The sequence below is a fragment of the Flavobacterium xinjiangense genome (assembly GCF_900142885.1).
Classification (GTDB): Bacteria; Bacteroidota; Bacteroidia; order Flavobacteriales; family Flavobacteriaceae; genus Flavobacterium; species Flavobacterium xinjiangense.
Genome location: NZ_FRCL01000006.1, coordinates 194,135 through 217,222, shown reverse-complemented (window position 1 = coordinate 217,222; position 23,088 = coordinate 194,135). Strand labels below are relative to the sequence as shown.

The 23,088-nt window shown below is 32.7% G+C and carries 22 protein-coding genes and 1 tRNA gene; 8 read left to right on the top strand and 15 right to left on the bottom strand.

Translation table 11 applies throughout. The annotated features are described in order from the left end of the window. The first annotated feature begins 10 nt into the window (after window positions 1-10). On the top strand, window positions 11-562 hold the full coding sequence (locus tag BUC23_RS09500) for a 1-acyl-sn-glycerol-3-phosphate acyltransferase (RefSeq protein WP_073208845.1): 552 nt from the start codon (window positions 11-13) through the stop codon (window positions 560-562). A gap of 24 nt (window positions 563-586) precedes the next feature. On the opposite strand, the gene BUC23_RS09495 is transcribed toward BUC23_RS09500, so the two are convergent. After that, window positions 587-1,063, bottom strand: coding sequence for a helix-turn-helix domain-containing protein (locus BUC23_RS09495; protein WP_073208843.1), 477 nt, complete (start codon window positions 1,061-1,063; stop codon window positions 587-589). 311 nt (window positions 1,064-1,374) lie between these two features. Between BUC23_RS09495 and BUC23_RS09490 the strand changes: the two genes are divergently transcribed. From BUC23_RS09490 to BUC23_RS09475, 4 genes are all read left to right on the top strand, one after another. Next, entirely contained in the window at window positions 1,375-2,529 is a 1,155-nt protein-coding gene (locus BUC23_RS09490) for a M14 family metallopeptidase (protein ID WP_073208841.1), read from the top strand. 77 nt (window positions 2,530-2,606) lie between these two features. Further along, a complete protein-coding gene (locus BUC23_RS09485; protein WP_066082003.1) occupies window positions 2,607-3,086 on the top strand; it encodes an Lrp/AsnC family transcriptional regulator in 480 nt (159 codons plus the stop codon). A 97-nt stretch (window positions 3,087-3,183) separates the two neighbouring features. Beyond that, on the top strand, window positions 3,184-5,769 hold the full coding sequence (locus BUC23_RS09480) for a phosphoenolpyruvate carboxylase (protein ID WP_073208839.1): 2,586 nt from the start codon (window positions 3,184-3,186) through the stop codon (window positions 5,767-5,769). A gap of 9 nt (window positions 5,770-5,778) precedes the next feature. Continuing rightward, the gene (locus tag BUC23_RS09475) at window positions 5,779-6,294 is read left to right on the top strand and encodes a DinB family protein (protein ID WP_073208838.1); all 516 of its coding nucleotides are present in this window, start codon (window positions 5,779-5,781) and stop codon (window positions 6,292-6,294) included. Window position 6,295: 1 nt separating this feature from the next. Here BUC23_RS09475 and BUC23_RS09470 read toward each other — a convergent pair whose 3' ends face one another. From BUC23_RS09470 to aroB, 7 genes are all read right to left on the bottom strand, one after another. Next, entirely contained in the window at window positions 6,296-6,772 is a 477-nt protein-coding gene (locus BUC23_RS09470; protein ID WP_073208836.1) for a DNA-deoxyinosine glycosylase, read from the bottom strand. Then, entirely contained in the window at window positions 6,769-8,889 is a 2,121-nt protein-coding gene (gene recQ, locus BUC23_RS09465; RefSeq protein ID WP_073208834.1) for a DNA helicase RecQ, read from the bottom strand. Before recQ ends, BUC23_RS09470 begins: the two co-directional genes overlap by 4 nt. An 85-nt stretch (window positions 8,890-8,974) precedes the next feature. Continuing rightward, window positions 8,975-9,385, bottom strand: coding sequence for a DNA primase (locus BUC23_RS17495; RefSeq protein ID WP_073208832.1), 411 nt, complete (start codon window positions 9,383-9,385; stop codon window positions 8,975-8,977). A gap of 9 nt (window positions 9,386-9,394) precedes the next feature. Then, window positions 9,395-10,366: a deoxyhypusine synthase family protein gene (locus BUC23_RS09455; RefSeq protein WP_073208830.1), complete on the bottom strand. Its 972-nt coding sequence runs from the start codon at window positions 10,364-10,366 to the stop codon at window positions 9,395-9,397. A 99-nt stretch (window positions 10,367-10,465) separates the two neighbouring features. Further along, window positions 10,466-11,866, bottom strand: coding sequence for a type III PLP-dependent enzyme domain-containing protein (locus tag BUC23_RS09450; protein WP_073208827.1), 1,401 nt, complete (start codon window positions 11,864-11,866; stop codon window positions 10,466-10,468). Window positions 11,867-11,920: 54 nt separating this feature from the next. Further along, complete coding sequence (locus BUC23_RS09445; protein ID WP_073208825.1) at window positions 11,921-12,100, bottom strand: hypothetical protein; 180 nt, start codon at window positions 12,098-12,100, stop codon at window positions 11,921-11,923. 57 nt (window positions 12,101-12,157) lie between these two features. Further along, window positions 12,158-13,225 carry a 3-dehydroquinate synthase gene (gene aroB / locus BUC23_RS09440; RefSeq protein WP_073208910.1) on the bottom strand — a complete coding sequence of 356 codons (1,068 nt, stop codon included), beginning with the start codon at window positions 13,223-13,225 and terminating at the stop codon, window positions 12,158-12,160. A 352-nt stretch (window positions 13,226-13,577) separates the two neighbouring features. On the opposite strand from aroB, the gene BUC23_RS09435 reads away from it, so the two are divergent. After that, the gene (locus BUC23_RS09435) at window positions 13,578-14,747 is read left to right on the top strand and encodes a proline dehydrogenase family protein (protein ID WP_073208823.1); all 1,170 of its coding nucleotides are present in this window, start codon (window positions 13,578-13,580) and stop codon (window positions 14,745-14,747) included. A 79-nt stretch (window positions 14,748-14,826) separates the two neighbouring features. On the opposite strand, the gene BUC23_RS09430 is transcribed toward BUC23_RS09435, so the two are convergent. Beyond that, window positions 14,827-16,614 carry an ABC transporter ATP-binding protein gene (locus tag BUC23_RS09430; RefSeq protein ID WP_073208822.1) on the bottom strand — a complete coding sequence of 596 codons (1,788 nt, stop codon included), beginning with the start codon at window positions 16,612-16,614 and terminating at the stop codon, window positions 14,827-14,829. Window positions 16,615-16,831: 217 nt separating this feature from the next. Between BUC23_RS09430 and BUC23_RS09425 the strand changes: the two genes are divergently transcribed. Next, window positions 16,832-16,906: transfer RNA gene (locus tag BUC23_RS09425), tRNA-Val, on the top strand. A gap of 204 nt (window positions 16,907-17,110) precedes the next feature. Beyond that, window positions 17,111-18,115: an LLM class flavin-dependent oxidoreductase gene (locus BUC23_RS09420; RefSeq protein WP_073208820.1), complete on the top strand. Its 1,005-nt coding sequence runs from the start codon at window positions 17,111-17,113 to the stop codon at window positions 18,113-18,115. Here BUC23_RS09420 and BUC23_RS09415 read toward each other — a convergent pair. The 6 genes from BUC23_RS09415 to BUC23_RS09390 all read right to left on the bottom strand — a co-directional run bounded on the left by BUC23_RS09415 (window position 18,112) and on the right by BUC23_RS09390 (window position 23,001). Further along, window positions 18,112-19,044, bottom strand: coding sequence for a transglutaminase (locus BUC23_RS09415; RefSeq protein WP_073208818.1), 933 nt, complete (start codon window positions 19,042-19,044; stop codon window positions 18,112-18,114). The genes BUC23_RS09420 and BUC23_RS09415 overlap by 4 nt on opposite strands. 21 nt (window positions 19,045-19,065) lie before the next feature. Further along, window positions 19,066-19,917, bottom strand: coding sequence for a substrate-binding domain-containing protein (locus BUC23_RS09410; RefSeq protein WP_073208816.1), 852 nt, complete (start codon window positions 19,915-19,917; stop codon window positions 19,066-19,068). Continuing rightward, window positions 19,917-20,444 (bottom strand): GNAT family N-acetyltransferase, encoded by a 528-nt coding sequence (locus BUC23_RS09405; protein ID WP_073208815.1) that lies wholly within the window; start codon window positions 20,442-20,444, stop codon window positions 19,917-19,919. The genes BUC23_RS09410 and BUC23_RS09405 overlap by 1 nt, the downstream gene beginning before the upstream one ends. Window positions 20,445-20,599: 155 nt before the next feature. Further along, complete coding sequence (locus BUC23_RS09400) at window positions 20,600-21,469, bottom strand: nucleoside phosphorylase (RefSeq protein WP_073208813.1); 870 nt, start codon at window positions 21,467-21,469, stop codon at window positions 20,600-20,602. Between the two features lie 125 nt (window positions 21,470-21,594). After that, window positions 21,595-21,924, bottom strand: coding sequence for a translation initiation factor (locus BUC23_RS09395; RefSeq protein ID WP_073208811.1), 330 nt, complete (start codon window positions 21,922-21,924; stop codon window positions 21,595-21,597). Window positions 21,925-22,050: 126 nt separating this feature from the next. After that, window positions 22,051-23,001 carry an isopenicillin N synthase family dioxygenase gene (locus BUC23_RS09390; protein ID WP_073208809.1) on the bottom strand — a complete coding sequence of 317 codons (951 nt, stop codon included), beginning with the start codon at window positions 22,999-23,001 and terminating at the stop codon, window positions 22,051-22,053. Window positions 23,002-23,088 lie beyond the last annotated feature (87 nt).

Here is a 23,088-nt window from a genome sequence, read left to right as displayed (position 1 = left end):
GAATGAAAGAATGAAGAAACAATTATATAAATGGATATTTTTCAGGCTTATGGGTTGGAAAATTGAAGGTTCAATAGATCCTGCTATGCAGAAATGTGTGATGATGGTGATGCCGCATACCAGTGCCCATGATTTTTATTTGGGAATTTTCACCAGAGGAATTACAGGATTAGAGATGAATTGGGTGGGTAAAAAAGAATTATTTCGGTTTCCATTAGGGTTTTATTTTCGCTACATGGGAGGAGAGCCTTTGGATCGAACAGGAGGATTGAATAAAGTAGATTCTATTGCCGCTATTTTTCAAAGAAAAGAAACGTTCAGACTTGCAGTCCTTCCTGAAGGAACCCGAAAAAAAACAGATGCATTAAAAACAGGTTTCTATTATATTGCATTGAAAGCAAATGTTCCCATAATTCCAGTTGCTTTTGATTTTGGAAAAAAAGTAGTTAATTTGGGAAAGCCGTTAATGCCGACTGGTAATCTAGAGGAAGACCTACTTATTTTAAATAAACATTTTATTGGTGTACTTGGCAAAGTTCCTGAAAAGGGATTTAAAGTATAAGTTTAAAATAAAAAGACAAATCCTTTAATTGGGGTTAAATACTTTAAAGGTTCCATTTTTGTAAAAGAATACAATTTTTTCCACTTCGCCTGAAAATGCCTCTGTAGGTATATTTTTATTTTCCATTTTTTCTGTTTTCAATGCATTTTGATGTATTGGATTTTGTATTTCAGAAAATAAGTTTTCTGAAATTTTTTCTTCTTTCAAAGGAGTAGGGATATTTTGTTTAAAAACTTCCTCCGCTTGATTTTCTCTCTTTTCAATAGCAATGGCATTTTTTGGAAATGTTCCCTTGCCATTCAAAATCCAATACAAATCTACATCAGGAAATACCTCCAAAATTTTAAGAATAAAGTCTAAGCTTGGTTTGTTTCTGCCTGAAAGAAGGTGAGACAAACTAGAGCGTTGTACCCCAATTTTATCCGCAAATGAAGAAGCGTTTAAGCTATAATAATCCAGTATTATTTCTAATCTTTTTATAAAATCCTCTATGTTTACCATTGTAAATTATTTTTAAAAATAAGCTATTTACAAATGTAATCAAAATAAACCAAACCCCCAAAATTACAAGTGTAAAGTAATTTTTTTAGTGCGATAAGCATAAAGTTATAATACATATAGAGCCATTTAAACTACTGATAATTAATAATTGATAACATAAAAATTAAAAAGATAACAATTGTCATTTGTAATGGGCTTGACTAAGCTGCGCAAGCCATCAAAAGTGTTTACATATTTAAAATATAACAAAAAATCATTGTTTACAAATGTAAATATAAAGATGTTTACTTTTGTAAATCAAATAATACGGTATGAATTTAGAAGAATTATTTACAGAATTTAAAGAAGAATCTATACAAGGTCGTTACATTACTTTAGATTCAATTGAACCTTTATTGCAGAAATTAAACACTAATAATCAGCTTAAAATTGTTGGTGAATCAGTGCTTGAAAAACCAATTTATACTTATCAAATTGGGGTTGGAGAAATCAAAATTTTTCTTTGGTCACAAATGCATGGAAACGAAGGCACAACAACTAAAGCACTTTTTGATTTTTTAAACGTACTAAACAGCGATTCTGAATTAGCAAAAAAATTACTGGAAGCATTCACTTTTTGCTGTATTACAATGTTGAATCCAGATGGCGCCAAGTTGTATACTAGAGAAAATGCGAATAAAGTTGATTTAAATAGAGATTCTCAAAATCTATCTCAGCCCGAAAGCAAGGTTTTAAGAGGTGTTTTCGAAGATTTCGCTCCTCATTATTGTTTTAACCTTCATGATCAGCGCACTATCTTCGGTGTTAGTGATACGGGTAAACCGGCGACCTTATCTTTTTTAGCGCCTTCTTACAATGAAGAACGCGAGATTAATGATTCCAGATTGAAAGCAATTAACTTGATTGCAGGAATAAATGATGTTTTGCAACAATATTTACCGGGTCAGATAGGGCGTTTTGATGATTCTTTTAATATTAATTGTATTGGAGATACTTTTCAATTTTTAGGCGTCCCCACTTTATTGTTTGAAGCGGGGCATTTTCAAGGTGACTATCAAAGGGAAGAAACACGAAAATATGTTTTTATGGCGTTAGTTTCTAGTTTTACGATACTTAGCGAAAACGATATAGTTAGCAATGGAATTGACAAATATTTGAATATTCCTCAAAATAAAGTCGTTTTTTATGATTTTATGTATAAAAATATCAAGATAAATTATGATGGTATCGAAATAATCACCAATTTTGCATCACAATACAAAGAAGAATTAATTGAAAATCAGATTTGTTTTAATGCCTATATAATACAAGTAGGTGAATTAGAAAATTATTTTGGTCATTGTGAATTTGATGCTAAAGATGCATTATATAAAGATGACTATAGTGGATTTCCGAAAATAAATCAAAAAGCTGATTTTTATTTAGATAATGATATAAAATTTGTTAATGGAATGATAAAAATATAATTTTAATGTCATTTTGTTGTTTTTTATGTATATTTTTATACTTTGTAAGAGTTATTAGTAATAAAAATTAAAGAATTATGAGTAAGTTTCGTTTAGATGAAGTAGATCACCAGATATTAGATATGTTAATAGACAACACAAGAGTTCCATTCACGGATATAGCAAAAAAATTGCTTATTTCAGCTGGAACTGTGCATGTCAGAGTTAAAAAAATGGAAGATGCAGGAATTATAATGGGATCTTCTTTAGTTCTTGATTATGATAAGTTAGGGTATTCTTTTATTGCTTACGTTGGTGTTTTTCTTAATAATACATCTCAAACGAAGTTCGTTTTAGAAAGAATTAATGAGATTCCTTATGTGACTGTTGCTTCTGTAACAACAGGTAAATTTAATATTTTCTGTAAAATTAGAGCTAAAGATACAAAACATGCTAAAGATGTAATCTTTATGATTGATGATATTGATGGTGTTTACAGAACTGAAACTATGATTTCTCTAGAAGAGAGTATAAATGATAAGAAGCGGTTAATGCATACTATTTTTAAAAATATGTAATTAATCTTGAATGCTATATTTTAAAATATAACCTCAAGTTAATTCTTGAGGTTTTTTTTATAACAAATTTTCCTATTAAACCAACCACAACTAAATTATGTACACACTACCAAAAATCGAACGTTTCAATCAAGACGTTCTTTCGAAATACCACATTTACAATAGTGTTTTTATAACATTGCCTTTTGATTCCATTGATAATACAGGTGTTTTACTTCCTTTATTTACAGATGTTTGCGATACTGGTTTTAAAAAACAAGAGACTCCGAAAGAAATTGTAGATTTTTTTGCTAAAAGATATTTGCATAACGCTTCAGAAACGGACAAAATTGATTTGATGTTTCGTTTTATTCAATACATTGAACGCCAAATTGTTTTATTTGATGCTATTGAAGATGCTGCTTTTCCAGTAGTTAATAATATGGAAGGAAGAGGTTCTCTGAGGGATATTAAAGAGAAATCAGAGGCAAAAGATAAGGAAGAGGAGTTGATTGATTTTTTAGAAAACTTTAATGTAAGAACAGTTTTGACCGCTCATCCCACACAGTTTTATCCTGGAGCCGTTCTAGGAATTATCAATGATTTGACTGATGCAATTCGAAAAAATAACTTACTAGATATCAAGCAATTGCTGGCTCAGTTAGGAAAAACTCCTTTTATTCAAAATGAAAAACCTAATCCTTTTGATGAAGCAGTAAGCTTGATTTGGTATCTTGAAAATGTGTTTTATGAAACTTCCGGAGAAATGGTGCAATACCTTCAGAAGAATATTTTTCATGGAAAGTCAATTAATAACCCATTAATTAAACTGGGTTTTTGGCCAGGTGGAGATCGAGATGGTAATCCATTTGTTACTACAGAAATTACTTTGAAAGTTGCAGAACGTTTGAGAACGTCAATATTAAAATGTTATTACATTGAAATTAGAAATTTAAAAAGAAAGTTAACCTTTTCAGGTGTTGATGTTTTGGTGTCCGAACTTGAATATAAACTTTATAGATCAGTTTTCTATTTTAAAGGTGAAATTTTCATCACTTTAAGTGAATTTAAATCTCAATTAAATAAAATAAAGCAAATTATTATAGATCAACATCAATCTTTATATTTAGATGAAGTTGATGCGCTTCTTATTAAAGTAAATTTATTTGGTTTTCATTTTGCTTCTTTAGACATTCGTCAAAACAGTAAAATACACGATGCGGTTTTTAATGATGTAGTAAAATATTATTTGAATTCGGATCCTTCAGTTTTCCCTAAAAATTATTTTGAATTAACAGAAGAAGAAAAGTTTGCAGTGGTTTCTACTATCAGTGGCGATCTCGATTCGAACGTATTCGAAAACGAGATGACACGTTCTACTATTGAGTCTATTCAGGCCATAAAAATGATACAGGAAAAAAACGGGGAATTTGGTGCAAACCGCTATATTATCAGCAATAATGAAAGTGCGCTTAATGTAATGGAAACTTTTGCTCTTTTTAAATTAAGCAATTGGGAAAACCCATCGGTTGATATTATTCCTCTGTTTGAATCAGTTGATGATTTACAAAATGCACATGCAATAATGGAAAAATTATATACCAATACTGCTTACGCTGAACATCTTAAAAATAGAAACAACAAGCAAACGATAATGCTTGGTTTTTCTGATGGTACGAAAGACGGAGGTTATTTAATGGCAAACTGGAGTATTTACAAAGCTAAAGAAGAGCTTACTGAAATCTCCAGAAAATATGGTGTAAAAGCCATTTTCTTTGATGGTCGTGGTGGCCCGCCAGCTCGTGGTGGAGGGAAAACACATAAATTTTATGCTTCATTAGGTCCAAACATTGAAAATAATGAAATTCAGGTTACGGTGCAAGGACAGACGATAAGTTCGAATTTTGGAACTTTAGATTCTTGTCGTTATAATCTTGAAAATTTATTAAGTGCAGGTGTTACTAATCAGGTTTTTAGTAAAGGTCAAAATGAGTTGACTGCGGATGAGAAAGATATTTTAGATCAATTGGCAGAATTGGGTTATGAGAAATATTTAAGTTTCAAGAACCATCCTAAATTTATTCCTTATTTGGAACAAATGAGTACTTTGAAATATTATGCTAAAACAAATATTGGTAGCCGACCTTCAAAAAGAAGTAAATCAGAGCAGTTAGATTTTGCTGATTTACGAGCGATTCCTTTTGTGGGGTCTTGGAGTCAATTAAAACAGAATGTGCCTGGTTTTTTTGGAGTGGGTACGGCGTTGAAACATTTTGAAGATACAAATCAGTGGGATAAAGTACAAAGTGTTTATGACAATTCCCTGTTCTTTAAAACGCTTCTCGAAAACAGTATGATGTCTTTGGCTAAATCATTTTTCCCATTGACGGCTTACATGAAAAAAGATCCTGAATTTGGAGAGTTTTGGCAAATTATTTATGATGAATTTTTAGAAACAAAAAGATTATTGTTGAAAATTGCCGGTCACAAAACACTTATGGAAAATTATCCTGATGGTAAAGCTTCAATTGATATTAGAGAGCATATTGTATTGCCATTGTTGACAATACAACAATATGCTTTATTAAGAATTAATGAGATTAATAAGGAGGAAAATCCTGATGAGGATTTAATTAAAGTATATGAGAAAATTGTAACACGTTCTCTTTTTGGAAATACCAACGCAAGTAGAAATTCAGCTTAATATAAAAATATGGAATCAAATCAATTGCCCGTAAACGAATATGCCAAATTTTATTCTCCCTATATTAATGCTTTAGGTAACGTAGTATTAATTGAAGAATTGGAAATTTGTCTGTATGATTTTATCAAATTTGTGCAGAATATTCCAATGGATAAATTTGATTTTCGTTATGCCGAAGGAAAATGGACGATCAAGGATATTATTCAGCATCTTATTGATGCCGAACATGTTTTTAGTTATCGCGCCCTTCGAATCTCAAGAAATGATAAAACACCTTTACCGGGTTTTAATGAAAACGATTATGTAGATAATACAAATGCAAACGTGAGGAGTATTCAGGATTTGTTAACAGAGTTTTCTGCTGTTAGGCAATCTACTATGTTGCTTTTTAAAAGTTTTTCAGAAGAGCAGTTAATAATAATGGGAATCGCTTCTAATGCAGCTGTTTCTGTCCGAGCTATTGGTTTTATAATTATTGGACATCAAAAACACCATCAAAAAGTTTTTCAAGAAAGGTATTTGTAGTTTAGTCTAAAAATGTGGACCAAATTGTCAATTTATTTTCAAAAGACATAGTATTGGCAGGACTTGTAGAAGGCATTACATAGTAAGTAATGCCTTCTATTTGTCCAAATTTTTTCAAAAAGAATTTGTGGCTTTCTTTTCCGTTGAAAACGATTTTAATAATCGCAGGAAATTCCTTCAACAACGTTTTAAAATCATTTTCTTTGTGATTTTTAATGTGAATATCCAGACTTCCTTTTCTTTCACAATTTTCTAACACATCCCATAATCCGATTTTATTGGTTTGGAGCAATTGTATTTTTTCTTCAAAAATTTCTGAAATTGGTAATCCATCCAATAAAGTGTAAATTATTTTCCAAAAATGATTTCTTTTGTGTGCATAATATTCCTGCTTTTCCAGAGAAGCTACGCCAGGCATAGTTCCCAAAATCAAAATTTCAGTGGAAGAATTCACAAAAGGAGGGAATGAATTTATCATGATAATTTCAAATTGCTTTTTTCTTTTTCAATTATCGCCAAACCTATTCGGATTTTATCATAGGTTATCTGTTCTTCAAAAAAATCAAAATAAGGTTTTAAAGTAGTAGGGAATTCTAATTTGATTTGCGCTTCTATAATTTTCGAAACTTCGTCCAATGACACAAACCCACTTAAATCGATTTCATATCCATCCACATATAATTTGGCTAAATGAGAAATGATTGTAGTTATTCCTAATTTTCTTTTGACCGCAATCTCCGCCGCAGAAAAACCATCGTGGAATAAAAGTAACGTTTCTTTATTGGTTGTTGCTTCTTTCTTTTTCTTGATATTTTTAGATTTCTGAAAATCAATAATAGCTTTTATAAATGCATCGCCATATTTTTCTAGTTTTGCTTTACCAACGCCATCAATTGATAGTAACTCTTGGTCGCTCATTGGTCTTTCGGTTTCCATTTGGCGCAAAGCCGCATCGCTAAAAATCACATAAGCAGGAACATTTTCTTCTTTAGAAATGTCGTAGCGTAATTTTCTTAGAGTTTCAAAAAGAGAATTGGCAACAGCTTTGCTTTTAACTTCCTGGATTTCGGATTTATCAATATTGATTTTCTGAACAGTTGTCAGTTGCACTTTTTCACCTTCAAATAGGACTTCAGCGGCTAAGGAGGTTAGTCGGATTTTATTTTGTTGGTGGAAAGCGATTTCGCAAATCCCTTGATTTATTAACTGAATGATGTATTGATTCCAGTCGTGCCATGAGATATCGCTACCTACAGCATAAGTTTTCAGATTTTGATATTCTTTTTCGAAAATATAAGCGTTTTTGGAGCCTCTCAGAGAATCGACAATTACTGGCAAAGATTCATTTTCCTGTAAACGAATAATTGCTGATAATGCCTTTTGGGCAATAATGGTTCCGTCAAAAAAGGCAGGCGGATTTTTGCAAATGTCACAATTACCACAATTTTCAGTAACCAATTCCCCAAAATAGGAAAGCAATATTTTTCTTCGACAACTCAAAGCATCGGCATATTGCTTCATTCTTTCCAATTTTGCCAGTTGGACTTCAGCATTTAAGCCTTGTGAGGCAAATTTTTGAAGTTGAATTACATCTCCATAACTTTCGAATAAAACTGTTTCTGAAGGTAATCCATCCCGACCGGCCCGACCAATTTCCTGGTAATATCCTTCTATGTTTTTGGGCAAATTATAATGAATAACCCAGCGCACATTTGATTTATCGATTCCCATTCCAAAAGCAATCGTGGCACAAACCACTTGGCAATCATCGTTGATAAATTCGTCTTGGGTTTTAGAGCGGATTTTATTGTCTAAACCAGCGTGATATGCTTTTGCATTGATGCCAATTTTCTGTAATTTTTCAGCGAGTTCTTCTGTTGTTTTTCGGCTTAAGCAATAAACAATACCTGACTCATTTGGTTTTTCTTTTATAAAATCTATAATTTGTTTGACTCTGTCTAAAGCGGGACGGACTTCTAAACTTAAATTTTTTCTATCAAAAGAAGCGACGAAAGTTTTAGGATTTGATAAATTTAATTGATCGCTAATATCCTTACGTGTAGCTTTATCCGCCGTAGCAGTTAAAGCTAAGATTGGAGTAGAAGGGAAGCGTTTTTTTAGATAACCCAAATTAGTATAAGCAGGCCTAAAATCATGTCCCCAAGCCGAGATGCAATGCGCTTCGTCAATTGCAATGAGGCTTATGGTTAAACTATTAAAAACATTATCCAGATACGATAAACTTTCAGGAGCAATGTAAACTAATTTTATTAGGTTCGATTTTAAGTTTTCAATATAAAATTGGCGTTCGTCTTCCGTTTGACTGCTATTGATAAAACAGGCGGGAATACCATTTGCTTTTAAGCTATCGACCTGGTCTTTCATTAAGGCAATTAAGGGAGAAATTACGATAGTAATTCCAGACAATATCAACGCAGGCAGTTGAAAACAAATTGATTTTCCTCCTCCAGTTGGCATAATTGCTAACGTATCATAACCAGTGAGAATACAATTAATAATGTCTTCCTGATTGGGTCTGAATTTTTCAAAACCAAAGTTTTCTTTAAGCGTGGCGTGTAAAATAGAGGTTGTCATTTTGGCTTTGTATTTTGAATTCTAAATTTTAAAAAAAAAGGAACTCATTGAGAGTTCCTTTTATGTTTATTGCAACAGGGGATTGTTAATCCTCGTCTTCGTCTTCGTCGAATTCATCTGATAATACTTTTTTATCATCATCATCATCGTCATCCCCATCTTCTGAATCAGTATCTGGTTTGTCTAGATTATCATCGTCATCGTCATCATCTTCAATCGCATCATCGTCATCAAGTTCAATTCCGCTAATTGGCTCTACAACGCTATCAATTTCATCATCTTCATCATAATTTTCAATTCTGTCAGCGAGTTTTGTACTAACTTTTACTAAATAAATAGTATCTTCAGTTCTTACTTCTACTGCTTCAATTAATTCGTTTTTAGCATTTCTAAAACGTACAATGTTCGAATCATCATAACCATCAGGAAATTTTTCAACTAAAAGGTTTAAAATTTCATTGGTAAGTTTTGCGTAATCTACAATTACTCTTTTCATAAAGTTATTCTATAAATCTAATAAATAAGCGAAAATTAAAGGTGCTACAATTGTAGCATCGGACTCAATAATAAACTTTGGAGTTTTTATATCTAATTTACCCCAAGTAATTTTTTCATTCGGTACCGCTCCAGAATACGAACCATAACTGGTGGTTGAATCTGAAATCTGACAAAAATAACTCCAAAACGGAATGTCGTGCATTTCCATATCTTGGTATAACATTGGAACAACACATATAGGAAAATCACCCGCAATTCCTCCACCAATTTGAAAGAAACCAACACCATTAGTACTGTTTTTAGGGTACCAATCTGATAAGAAAACCATATATTCAATACCGGATTTCATTGTAGATGCTTTCAAATCGCCTTTGATTACATAAGATGCAAAAATATTTCCCATTGTACTATCTTCCCATCCTGGTACTATAATAGGTAAGTTTTTCTCAGCTGCAGCGTACATCCAACTGTCTTTTAAGTCGATTTCGTAATATTCTTCAAGAACACCAGAAAGTAACATTTTGTACATAAATTCATGCGGAAAATATCTTTCTCCCTTATCATCTGCATCTTTCCATATTTTGTAAATATGTTTTTGCAAACGACGAAATGCTTCATGCTCTGGAATACAAGTATCAGTTACTCGATTTAACCCTCTTTCTAATAAATCCCACTCATCTTGTGGAGTCAAATCTCTATAATTCGGCACTCTTTCGTAATGTGAATGAGCTACTAAATTCATGATGTCTTCCTCAAGATTTGCACCTGTACAAGAAATAATATGAACCTTATCCTGACGAATTATTTCAGAAAATATTTTTCCAATTTCGGCTGTACTCATTGCACCAGCCATGCTCACCATCATTTTGGCACCATTTGCTAATTGTTGTTCGTATGCTTTTGCAGCATCAACTAAAGATGCAGAATTGAAATGCAAATAATGCTTTTCAATAAACTGACTGATAGGTCCTTTACTCATTTTATTGGATTTAAATATTTAAAAGTTCTATCTATTTGAATCTATGTGTATATTCAAATATAATGAATTTTTAAATTGACTAATTGTGTATTTAATAATTTATTTTTTATCGTAACCTAAAATTTTTAGCACATCTTCAGATGTTTGTTGTTCTGAAAATACTTCAGTTGCCAAAATCCCATTTTCATCTCGATCAATTAAAATATGTTTGGGCTGAGGAATAAGGCAGTGGTGTAGACCTCCATATCCACCTATAGTTTCCTGATAAGCTCCAGTGTTGAAAAAACCTATATATAGTGGTTTTTCCTTATTGTATTTTGGTAAATATATCGCATTCATATTTTGCTCAGAATTGTAATAATCATCGCTATCACAGGTCATTCCTCCCAATAATACTCTTTCGTATGTTTCATTCCAGCGGTTTACAGCCAGCATAATGAAACGCTTGTTAATTGCCCAAGTATCAGGTAAAGTTGTGATAAAAGAGGAATCAATCATGTTCCATTTCTCCCTGTCATTTTGTTGTTTTTGATACAATATCTGATAAATAGCACCGCCGCTTTCTCCTACTGTAAAAGATCCAAATTCCGTAAAAATATTTGGAACATCGACTTCGGCTTCATCACAGGCAATTTTTATCTGATTGATGATTTCGTCAATCATATATTGATAATCATACTCAAATGCCAATGAATTTTTGATAGGAAAACCACCACCGATATTCAGTCCGTCAAGACTAGGACATTCTTTTTTTAATGCAATATAAACTTTGATACATTTTACTAATTCATTCCAATAGTAAGCATTGTCATTTATTCCCGTATTAATAAAAAAGTGCAACATTTTAAGCTCCAATTTTTTATTTTCCTGAATCTGCTTTTTGTAAAAATTTACAATGTTTTTGTATCCAATTCCTAACCTTGACGTGTAGAACTCAAATTTAGGTTCTTCCTCGGCAGCAATACGAATTCCTATTTTGAATTTTCCTTTAATTTGTTCTTGTAAGAGATCTAACTCTTCATAATTATCAATAATTGGAATCGCATTTTTGTGACCATTATTGATTATTCGGGCTATATTTTCAATGTACTGGTCTCTTTTGAAACCATTACAGATTATATAAGTGCTTTTGTTGATTTTACCGTTTGCCAATAAATTTTCGACAATATTGATATCAAAAGCGGAGGAAGTTTCGATGTGAATGTTATTTTTGAAAGCTTCATTCATTACGAATTCAAAATGCGAGCTTTTTGTACAATAACAATAATAATATTTTGCCTCATACTTATTTTTCTCCATTGACTTACGAAACCAGCTTTTGGCTTTGTTAATGTTATTGGAAATTTGAGGCAGGTAGGTAAACTTTAATGGCGTACCGTATTTCTCAACAAGTTTCATCAAATCAATATTGTGAAACTGAAGATTATCTTTGTTTAGTGTAAACTCTTCTTGAGGGAAGTAATAGGTTTGATTTATTAAATCAGAATATTTTGTATTCATTTGATATTTAATATAATAGATTGAAAGTAATGTAAAAATAAACTAATCTAAAATTCAAACCCGAATATTTGCATAAATAATTTGAAGCTTTTCATGATCTGCTTTCAAATATTGAAAAATATCAAAACTAAAGTTTCCTTTGATAGAATAAAAACGTTTCAACATTCTTAGAAAAGACATGTTGTTTCTGCTTTTATTGGAGCTATAATTTATTTTGTTTTGACTTTTTTTCATCGTGGCAAATGTAAAAAATATTATATACGCAATGCAATCCTTTTATTAAAAATATAATTATGATTTATAATCCTGAAAGGCTTCAAGAATTAATTCATTTTCAACAGATTGATTAATTTTGATTTTTCCTATCCCTTCTATTAACGCGAACTGTATGTTGCCATACTCGTTTTTTTTGTCATGAATCAGTAATTCCAGAATAGGTTCGATGTCATTTTTATCAAATAGAATGTCGTCATAAATGCTTTTAATGGCTGATTTTATTTCAATATATTCCTCTGGATTGATTAGTTTTTTATGCAGAGAGATGTAACTTTCCAAAATCATTCCAACAGCTATTGCTTCGCCATGTAATAAGGTCGTCTTGTTTTCATTCTCCAAAAAATAGCTTTCAATAGCATGACCAAGTGTATGACCAAAATTCAATGATTTACGAATATTTTTTTCAGTTGGATCTTGAGAAACAATTTCATTTTTTATTTCGACTGAACGATATATCAATTCATCAAAATCAGCAAAATCGATAGCTTTTAAGTCCAAGAATTTCTCCCAGTACACTTTGTCATATATCAATCCGTGTTTTAGCATTTCGGCAAGTCCGGAGCGCATTTCATTTTGCGGTAAAGTGTCTAAATATTGCGTGTCAATAAGAACCATTTTTGGAACATTGATAACTCCAATTTGGTTTTTTAAATTTCCTAAATCTACCCCGTTTTTTCCTCCCACAGAAGCATCAACCATAGATAGTAGAGTAGTAGGAATATGAATAAAATCAATACCTCTCTTGAATGTTGAAGCGACAAAACCGCCTAAATCAGTAACAACTCCACCACCTAAATTAATCACAAGACTTTTTCGGTCAGCACCAAGCTCAGTCAGTACATTCCATATTTGAACACAAGTTTCAATATTTTTATTTTGTTCTCCTGCTTCAAATTCGATGATTTCAATGGTAAGTTTCGTTTCTAAAAAAGGTAAAAACTTTGGCAAACAAAACTCATTGGTATTACTATCTACAATAATAAATAGATTCGAATACTTATTTTCTTTTAGATAAAGGTTAAGTGCTTCATATCCTTTTTCGTTGAAATAGATTGGGTAATTATTGGCTTGGATTGTTTGCATCATTGTTGATTAATTGAAAGCGCAAAATAAGGGAATTTTTGCTGAATACTATTGAAAAAAAACTCAATAATTAGATAAAAATATCACAAATGGAGATAAAAATATTTTATAAATCGTGAAACTGCCTAATTATAAATAAGCTTTTATAGGTTTTCACTAATTCTATAATGAAAATCAACACTCAAAAAACTAATTGCAAAAAGTAAAATTATTAACTCAAATCTATTAATTATTTCAACTTTAAATATACGAGGTTCTGAAAAATAATTTAAAATGCATTTTTCATAATTTAACTATGATTTTCTAAAATATTTTTCAAAGTCTGGCTATATTTGTGCAAAAAACCATAGGAATGGAAAAAATATTTGATAACACACAAGTTGCCTTTGCTTTAAAAAGCGATACTGAACTCGATAGAGCTTATTTTCTTTTTAAAATGATTGATAATCAACCTCTAGTTCGAATAGGAACTGCTGTCACTAATTTTGCTTTAAAAGCGAATCTCCCGGTTGAAGGTTTGATTCGCGCTACTGTTTTTGATCATTTTTGCGGAGGAGTAAACGAAGTGGACTGTCTTTCTGTAGTTGATAAAATGTATACCAAAGGTGTTTCTTCGGTACTAGACTACTCCGTAGAAGGAAAAGAAGAAGAGGAACAGTTTGACGCTGCCCTTGAAATGACTTTGAAAACGATTGAATTTGCCAAAGAACGTCAAGCAATTCCTTTTGCAGTTTTTAAACCAACTGGTTTTGGACGTTTTGAGTTGTACGAGAAATTAGGAGAAAAGCAAACCTTAACGATTGAAGAACAAGCCGAGTGGAATAGAGTGGTGGAGCGTTTCGATATGGTTTGTAAAGACGCCCATTCAAAAAATGTAGCACTTCTTATTGATGGCGAAGAAAGTTGGATGCAAGATGCAGCCGATGATTTAGTTACTGATATGATGCGCAAATACAATAAAGAAAAAGCTATTGTTTTTAACACCTTGCAAATGTACCGTTGGGATCGTTTAGATTATTTGAAAAAATTACATGAAGTTGCTAAAAAAGAAGGATTCTTCATAGGAATGAAATTGGTTCGTGGCGCTTACATGGAAAAAGAAATTGTAAGAGCTAATGAGAAAGGATATACATCTCCAATTTGTCCGTCGAAAGAAGATACTGATGAAAATTATGATGCAGCAGTTAGTTATATGATTGAACATTTAGATACTATGGCTATTTTTGCAGGAACTCATAATGAATTAAGCACTTACAAACTGATGGAATTGATGCAAGAAAAAGGCATAAAAACCAACGATGACAGAATTTGGTTTGGTCAATTATATGGCATGAGTGACAATATCAGTTATAATTTAGCCGCTCACGGTTATAATGTGGCTAAGTATTTACCCTTTGGCCCTGTAAAAGATGTTATGCCATACTTGATTCGTCGTGCAGAAGAGAATACTTCAGTAGCGGGACAAACTAGTCGCGAATTGTCAATGATTAAAACGGAACGCAATAGGAGAAAAGGGAAATAACAGTAAGTTTTCAATCATAAAAAAAACTCCATTCAGCTTACAGAATGGAGTTTTTTTTATGTCAAATTAGTAACGAATACTAAGAACTGCTAAACTGAAGATTACTTAAATTTTTATACATTCCATTCTCTAAAGTAATTAATTCCTGATGTGTTCCCTTTTCAGCTATTTTTCCATTGTCAAGAACTAAAATTTGATCAGCACTACGAATTGTTGAAAGACGGTGTGCAATAATAATGCTTGTTCTTCCTTGCATCAGAATTTCAAGTGCTTCCTGAACTAGTTTTTCACTTTCACTGTCTAATGAAGATGTTGCTTCATCCAGAATCAAAATACTTGGGTTTTTTAGTAATGCTCTCGCAATGGCAATACGTTGTCTTTGTCCGCCCGAAAGTTTAATTCCTCGTTCACCTACAATTGTTTCAAATTTTTCTGGAAAACTTTCGATAAAATTATAAGCATTAGCTTGTTTTGCGGCTATAAGAATTTCCTCTTCGGTTGCATTTGGTTTTCCGTAAGCAATATTTTCTCTAATGGTTCCACCAAATAAAATGACATCTTGCGGAACAATACTCATATTTCCTCGAAGATTTTCTAAATCATAATCGTAAATATTTTTCCCATCGATCAATATTTCTCCTTCATCAATATTGTAAAAACGCAATAATAGGGAAGCGATAGTCGATTTTCCAGTTCCACTTGGTCCTACAATTGCTATTTTTTGACCAAAATTAGCGGTGAAACTAACATCTTTCAATACTTTTATTTCTTTTCTCGAATGATAACTGAAAGCAACATTTTTGAAAGTGACATTTCCTTTTATCTTTTGTTCAGTAGATGCATTTTGTGTTGAATTAATTTTTTCGGGAGTTTCATCCAATAATTCAAAAACACGTTCGGTTGCACCAATTGCTTTTTGGATTTGGGCATAAAGTTCCGCGATTCCACCAAAGGAAGCCCCCACAAAAGTGGAATACAATACAAACGAAATTAATTGGCCCACACTCATTTCCCCGCTGATGCTCAATCGAACCCCGTACCAAACTACAGCTACAATAGCTCCAAAAAGACAAAAAATGATGAATGAAGCAAAATAACCTCTATATTTTCCTCCTTTAATAGCAATTTTTACAACTTCTTTTATTTTTCCGTTATAACGGGCAATTTCGTACCATTCATTGGCGAAAGCCTTAACAATAGTAATTCCCTGCATCGTTTCTTCAACGATAACCTGACTTTCGGCAACTTTATCTTGAACGTTTTTGGAATATTTTCTAATAAATCGTCCAAAAATAACAGCTGCAACAGCCACAAGCGGCACCACTGCTAACATTAGCAATGTTAATTTAATACTTTCGTTTGCCAATAGAAGAACACCTCCAATAATTAAAATGAATTGTCTAAGGAATTCGGCTATTGTAGACGTTAAAGTATCTTGTATTTGGGTGATATCGGAACTGATTCTACTGTTTAATTCACCAACACGCTTTTGCGAAAAGAAAGACATTGGCAACTTTACCAGATTACTATAGAGTGCTAATCTTAGATTTGCTAAAGTATGTTCCGTGAAATTGACAAATAACGACAGTCTGAAAAAGGAGAAAATAGATTGAAAAAACAAAATAACAAGTAAACCCAAAGCGATAGTATTAGCCTGAGAATTGTCTTTGTTTTTTACGCAATCAATAAGCATCCCCATTAATTTAGGGAAGGCTAGGGCAGTTGCCCCGGTAAATAATAGGAAAACTAAACCAACGTAAAATTTCCAACGATGATTTCCTGCATATTTAAAAATAATTGTTGCTTTATTGAGTGAACTTGCTGTAATTTTTGATTTTGGTAAATCGTTTTCTTTGAATCTTGCCATCCTAATGTCATTTATATCACAAATGTAAGACTATAAGAAGTCAATACAAAAGAATCATTCAGTTTCATTTTTTATTTAAAATGCTGTTAAAGAGTAGGAAAGAAGATTTAATAAAAATTTTATTAATTTATTTTTAGAATTTACTTGTAAATACGATTTGTAGATGTATATTTGCACACGCAATAGCGGCAACGAAAGTTGTTAAACTGCAAAAATAGGGCGATTAGCTCAGCTGGTTCAGAGCACCTCGTTTACACCGAGGGGGTCGGGGGTTCGAACCCCTCATCGCCCACAAAACAAACTCCATTAGAAATAATGGAGTTTTTTTTGCCTTGTTTTTAAAATAAGCACCCAATTTTTTCGAAAATTGCAGCTTCGCATTTGATTAGTTGATTAACTAGTCTCAAATATATTTTAACTTCGTATTATTAATTGGTTATGGTCTTACCAAATTAACAATCCTTATTTTTGCCAGTAAATCGAAAAAGGATTCCCAATGAATAAAAATAGTCTTTCACAAACAAAAATATCGGTTCTTGATCTTGCAATAGTTAGAGAAGGAGGTACAGCATCGGATACGTTTAAAAACAGTTTAGATCTCGCTCAAAATGTTGAAAAATGGGGTTATAATCGATTTTGGTTGGCTGAACATCATAATATGGAAGGAATAGCCAGCAGCGCAACTTCTATTCTGATTGGGCATATCGCCGCAGGAACAAATACGTTAAGAGTCGGATCGGGTGGGATTATGCTTCCCAATCATGCACCATTAATAATTGCTGAACAATTTGGTACGTTAGCCACGCTTTTTCCTAACCGAATTGATTTAGGTTTGGGTCGCGCTCCCGGAACGGATCAATTTACTGCTGCGGCCTTACGCCGAGATGAACATGCAGCGATGGAATTTCCTAAAAATGTCCAGGAACTGCAAATGTATTTGTCTGAATCCAATAAAAAAGGTCGGGTTCGCTCTATTCCCGGTGAAGGATTAGATATTCCGATATGGATTTTGGGTAGCAGTACTGATAGCGCTTATTTAGCTGCTGCTTTAGGATTGCCTTATGCTTTTGCTAGTCATTTTGCACCTGCGCAACTGAACACAGCAATTGCTATTTATCGTAATAATTTTCAAGCTTCGGAATACCTTAACGAACCTTATGTAATCGCTTGCGTTAACGTGATTGCAGCTGATTCTGATGAAGAAGCTTTACGATTAGCAACTTCTTTCAAAAAATTATTTCTTGGAATCATAACTGGAAATAGACAACAATTAAAAGCGCCAGTTACTCCTGATGAAGATTTTATGGATCCAATGGAAGAAGCTGCTTTGCAACAAATGATTGCTTATACCTTTATTGGCGGACCAGATAAAGTAAAAAATGAGTTGCAACAATTTCTTGATAAAACACAAGCAGATGAACTGATGATCGCAACTGCTGTTTTTGAACATACAGCGAGACTTCGCTCTTATGAAATTGTAAGGAATTTAAAGAATAATTAATCTAAGGTCAAAGCTCCTAAAATTTCTTCTGATAAAAAAGGACCTCCAGGATAGGTAGCTGTATAATCCAGGTTTAACCAAACCTGGCCTCGCTCATCTATGTGATAATGCAGTTGTTTTTCATTGCTTTCATTTACAAAAAGAATATTTTTAATTAGAAAATTCACTTTTTCTAAATCAATATTGGAACCAATTAATATTTCGGGGTAGATATGCCCTTTTGTATGAATCAATCGGGGAGTCCCGCCTATAGCTTTTACACTTGCAGCCATTAATATTGAATGATCATCACAATCACCCGAAAAATAAAGCAACGACTCCGTTGCTGTGGCAATATAATCCCCTTCCTTTGGGTCACTAACGTAGTTCCATCGACGGTTTATTTCTTTAAATACAGCGAAACATTGAATAATAGTTCTGTAATCAGAATAGCCCCGTACGTCTTTAAAATATTTTGAAGTAGCCATAATCGCAAAATTTCTAATTTTGGGATTCTGATATTCAATCGCATTTATGATTTTTGATTTATTGGGAAAAGGAAGTAATTTCGCGATGATTATATCCTGAGGAAACGGATTGTCTGACATTGTGTACATCATCGAATTGTAGTCTTCATATACACTGTTGAAACCGTAATTGCCTATTACTGACCCATAGAACAAAACCAATAAATATAATGCAATACAAATTAGTATGATGGTTCTTAAGTAGCGCAGAATTAATTGTATAATTACCACGATTAGTATAAATAAAATGACTCTGTCAAGATTAAAAAACCAATTAGGGTTCATTAAATTTTGATGCACAATAATAAATACCGGAATAGCGATTAATATGTTTAAAACAAAAATAATAACGTCGTCCCAGGGTTTTTTGACCTGAAATTTTTGTTTAATACCTTGAAAAGTAATATTTTTTATTTTTATCATAGTAACAATAAAAACAGGAATCTAGTCTGCTTTTACAATTTCATCAAAAGTAACTTTTTTATCTATAATTTTTAACTGAAATAGTTGATTTTGAACATTGTTTAACATTTTTTCAGTTAGTGGTTTTTTAGACCATTCAGTTAAAGATAGCCATTCTTGAATATCTTCCACTTTTTGATTGTATTTTGAAGCTAGAATTTTATCAATGTTTGGAATTATTTTAAATTCGGATGTTTTTATATTGATTATTTTGAGGATTTTTGCAATTATTTCCGGATCATTTTCCAGAATTTCATCACGTACTGCAATTACAAAACAAGGCCAAGGTGTAGGACAATTAGCAACTCGTCTAAAGATTCTTTTGTCGACTAATGGCTTGGTCATAAACCGTTCCCACATAAAGTAATCGGCAGTTCCATTTGTCAAAGCTTCTACAGCACCATCGATGGTATTTACGATTTCAAATTTTAAATCATCGGTTTTCCATCCTTGATTGCCGGCATTGACATACGCCATTAATTGTGAACCGGAACCCAATCTGGAAATAGCGACTTTCTTGTTTTCTAAATCCGCTATTGTTTCGTAACTAGAATTTGCTGCGACATGAATTCCCCAAATCAATGGACTTTCGACATAAATTTGAACAATTTTACTCGGATTACCAGCAATTATATCTTTCACGATTCCTTCAGTTAGGATCACGGCAATATCAGTTTCCCCGTCACGGAGCATTTGGCACATTTTTCCTGTTCCTTCGGGAACTTCGGTCCACTGTAAATCGATCTTTTCCTTTTCGAAATCTCCATTTTCTATCGTCAAATGCCAAGGCAAATTGAAATGTTCTGGAACGCCCGCTATTTTTATTGTTTTCATTATAATTTAGGATTTTTTAATTCGTACCAGTTCCAGGAAATACCGTCTTCCATGTAGGACCCGGTCATTTTTAGTCCAATTTTTTGTAATATTCTATTTGAAGCAATGTTTTCTGTATGCGCTGCTGCTTCCATAATTTTAATATTCATTACATTGAAGCCATAATCCAACCAAGCAAAACTGGCTTCACTGGCATATCCTTTTCCCCAGAAATTTTCGTTTAACCGATAACCAATATCATAAAAATGAATTTTATTATTCACCATTTCGGTGTTGTATTTCAATCCTGCCCAACCAATTAATTCTTTGCTTTCTTTTAAAACAACAACAAATCTTCCAATGTTATTTTCCAAATATTGATTTCTGACCTTTTCTATATATTGGTGTACTTCATTGATTGAAGTCAATGGTTTGTTCCAAAGATATTGATGCACATTAGGGTTGCTTTCCATTTCAAATAAAGCTTCGGCATCTGAAAGTTGCATTTCTCGTAGAATAAGTCGTTTGGTTTCTAGAATAAGATTCATTGTTTTTGCAAAAGTAAGTGGATTGTTAATGGTATAGCCCTGATCGAAACGGCATCCTTTTGTGCTGTCATTGCAAGGAACGAAGCAATCTTTTAGACAGCACAAAAGATACAGTGTAGAGCAGGAATTAGCTCCAAATTAAAATGAATTTTCAATTAATTATTAGCTAATCTCTTCAATGTATAAGTAATCAATTCATCAACCGCTTTGTACGGATCTTCGCTAAAAGTTCCCGAAGCACGATTAGCAATTATAGCATTTAATGACAAAGCATTGTGTCCTAAAAGTGCTGAAAGCCCGTAAATAGCAGCTGTTTCCATTTCGAGATTGGTGATTCGGTTGTCTTCAAATTTGAAATTATCCATTTTAGCATTTAAATCTTCATCTTGAATATTCAAACGCAAAACACGCCCTTGTGGGCCATAAAAACCTCCGGCGGTTGCCGTAATTCCTTTGTGCATTTTATCGCTTTCTATCATTTTTTCCAATTTTTCGGAACAAGCAATCACGTATGGTTTTCCTTTTCGCAAATCCCAATTGGTATGTTTTACAAAAGCATCTTCCATTTTGATATTCGAAACTTCATCAATCAAATAGGAGCGAAGCATGTTGTCTAATCCCAAACCAAATTTTGACATCACAAAACTATCAACCGGAATATCCGCTTGCAAAGAACCTGAAGTTCCAATACGGATGATGTTTAAAGAAGTCAGCTTTTCTTTTGGTTGACGGGTTTCTAAATCAATATTCACCAAAGCATCTAGTTCATTGATAACAATATCAATATTATCAGGGCCAATTCCTGTGGACATTACCGTTATTCGCTTGCCTTTGAAGATTCCGGTTTGGGTTTTGAATTCTCTCTTTTGCGTCGAAAATTCAATACTGTCAAAAAACTGAGTTATTTTTTCTACCCGATTTTGATCCCCAACAAAGATGATATCGTGAGCAATATGTTGTGGTTTTAAATTTAAATGATAGACGCTTCCGTCTGGATTTAATATTAATTCTGATGATTGTATCATTGTTTTTTTGTTTAATGTTTAAAAGTCATTGCGAGGAACGAAGCAATCGCATTAGGTTAAGCCACAACTGTAATCTAGATTGCCTACTCAAGCTAGTGTGATTGCTTCGTTCCTCGCAATGACCACTAGCCTCCAACGCGCTTTACTTTAAAACCTTTAGCTTTTAAAATAGTCATAATTTTGTCACGGTAATCGCCTTGAATAATGATGGCGTCGTCTTTAAAAGTTCCGCCAACACTCAATTTTGTTTTTATTTCTTTGGCCAAAATTTTAAAATCCTCGTCAGTACCTTCGTAACCTTCAATTATAGTGGTGGCTTTTCCTTTTCGTTTTTCGAATTTGCAGATCATAGGTTCTTTTTGAACGTATAATTCGTGTGCAACTTCTTCAATTGCCTCCTCAGGTGATGGTTCGTGATCTGGAAAAAGGTTTTTTAATTGGTCTTGTAAATCCATACTGCAAATGTTTTTGAATGAAGATAACACGGTTTTTACGGATTATCGCCGATTTTAATTCTAAAAAAACAAAAGACATTAAGAATAAACTTAATGTCTTTTTAGTAATTGACGTAAATTTAAGTTTTATTTTTTAATAAGACCTAAATCTACTAAACGTTCGTATAAATAGTCTCCTGCTCTAATGTCTTCGAATTTTTTTGGATTTTCTGCATCAATGCAATTTTCCAAACAATCCAATTTCATGTCACTTACAGGATGCATAAAAAACGGAATAGAATAACGTGAAGTTCCCCATAATTCTCTAGGAGGATTTACCACTTGATGAATGGTAGATTTTAGTTTGTTATTTGTATGGCGAGATAACATATCACCTACGTTAATAACTAATTCATCTGGTTCTGCAATTGCATCAATCCATTCTCCATCGTGGTTCTGCACTTGTAAACCTTTTCCTTGAGCACCCATTAACAAAGTGATCAAATTGATGTCACCATGAGCAGCAGCGCGAATAGCGTTTGCAGGTTCAGATGTGATCGGTGGATAATGAATAGGTCTTAAGATTGAATTTCCGTCTTTGGCATACTTGTCAAAATAAAATTCATCTAAACCAAGGTGAATTGCTAGAGCTCTCAGAACGTAAACGCCAGTTTTTTCCAGCATTTGGTAGGCCTCTTTACCGGCAACATTAAAACGAGGTAATTCTTTTACTTCAACATTTTCAGGATATTCAGCAGCGTATTTTGAACCTTCAGATACATACTGACCAAAATGCCAAAATTCTTTTAAATCCCCTTCTTTTCTGCCTTTAGCATGTTCCGTTCCAAAAGAAATATAACCTCTTTGGCCACCAATTCCAGGAATCTCATAACTGCGTTTTGTTTCTAGAGGTAAAGCAAATAAATTTCTAATTTCGCCATACAATTCATCAACCAATTGGTCGTCTAAAAAATGCCCTTTGAGTGCTACGAAGCCAATATCTTCAAATGCACTTCCGATTTCATTTACAAATTTTTGTTTACGTTTCGGGTCGTCCGAAAGGAAATCACGCAAGTCAACACTAGGAATGTTTTGCATACTTTAAATATTTTTTATAAATTAGAAGGTATAAATCTTGCAGAGACAAAGATAAAGAATAATTTTAATTGAAAATTTTAAAAGTTA

Bases quoted from the DNA above. Each gene is read 5' to 3' on its own strand.
- BUC23_RS09415 (WP_073208818.1), bottom strand. From the start codon at position 19,044: ATGATAAAAATAAAAAATATTACTTTTCAAGGTATTAAACAAAAATTT.
- aroB (WP_073208910.1), bottom strand. From the start codon at position 13,225: ATGCAAACAATCCAAGCCAATAATTACCCAATCTATTTCAACGAAAAA.
- BUC23_RS09395 (WP_073208811.1), bottom strand. From the start codon at position 21,924: ATGGATTTACAAGACCAATTAAAAAACCTTTTTCCAGATCACGAACCA.
- BUC23_RS09495 (WP_073208843.1), bottom strand. From the start codon at position 1,063: ATGGTAAACATAGAGGATTTTATAAAAAGATTAGAAATAATACTGGAT.
- recQ (WP_073208834.1), bottom strand. From the start codon at position 8,889: ATGACAACCTCTATTTTACACGCCACGCTTAAAGAAAACTTTGGTTTT.
- BUC23_RS09475 (WP_073208838.1), top strand. From the start codon at position 5,779: ATGGAATCAAATCAATTGCCCGTAAACGAATATGCCAAATTTTATTCT.
- BUC23_RS17495 (WP_073208832.1), bottom strand. From the start codon at position 9,385: ATGAAAAGAGTAATTGTAGATTACGCAAAACTTACCAATGAAATTTTA.
- BUC23_RS09410 (WP_073208816.1), bottom strand. From the start codon at position 19,917: ATGAAAACAATAAAAATAGCGGGCGTTCCAGAACATTTCAATTTGCCT.
- BUC23_RS09390 (WP_073208809.1), bottom strand. From the start codon at position 23,001: ATGCAAAACATTCCTAGTGTTGACTTGCGTGATTTCCTTTCGGACGAC.
- BUC23_RS09455 (WP_073208830.1), bottom strand. From the start codon at position 10,366: ATGAGTAAAGGACCTATCAGTCAGTTTATTGAAAAGCATTATTTGCAT.
- BUC23_RS09485 (WP_066082003.1), top strand. From the start codon at position 2,607: ATGAGTAAGTTTCGTTTAGATGAAGTAGATCACCAGATATTAGATATG.
- BUC23_RS09450 (WP_073208827.1), bottom strand. From the start codon at position 11,866: ATGAATACAAAATATTCTGATTTAATAAATCAAACCTATTACTTCCCT.
- BUC23_RS09405 (WP_073208815.1), bottom strand. From the start codon at position 20,444: ATGAATCTTATTCTAGAAACCAAACGACTTATTCTACGAGAAATGCAA.
- BUC23_RS09420 (WP_073208820.1), top strand. From the start codon at position 17,111: ATGAATAAAAATAGTCTTTCACAAACAAAAATATCGGTTCTTGATCTT.
- BUC23_RS09500 (WP_073208845.1), top strand. From the start codon at position 11: ATGAAGAAACAATTATATAAATGGATATTTTTCAGGCTTATGGGTTGG.
- BUC23_RS09490 (WP_073208841.1), top strand. From the start codon at position 1,375: ATGAATTTAGAAGAATTATTTACAGAATTTAAAGAAGAATCTATACAA.
- BUC23_RS09400 (WP_073208813.1), bottom strand. From the start codon at position 21,469: ATGATACAATCATCAGAATTAATATTAAATCCAGACGGAAGCGTCTAT.
- BUC23_RS09445 (WP_073208825.1), bottom strand. From the start codon at position 12,100: ATGAAAAAAAGTCAAAACAAAATAAATTATAGCTCCAATAAAAGCAGA.
- BUC23_RS09470 (WP_073208836.1), bottom strand. From the start codon at position 6,772: ATGATAAATTCATTCCCTCCTTTTGTGAATTCTTCCACTGAAATTTTG.
- BUC23_RS09430 (WP_073208822.1), bottom strand. From the start codon at position 16,614: ATGGCAAGATTCAAAGAAAACGATTTACCAAAATCAAAAATTACAGCA.
- BUC23_RS09480 (WP_073208839.1), top strand. From the start codon at position 3,184: ATGTACACACTACCAAAAATCGAACGTTTCAATCAAGACGTTCTTTCG.
- BUC23_RS09435 (WP_073208823.1), top strand. From the start codon at position 13,578: ATGGAAAAAATATTTGATAACACACAAGTTGCCTTTGCTTTAAAAAGC.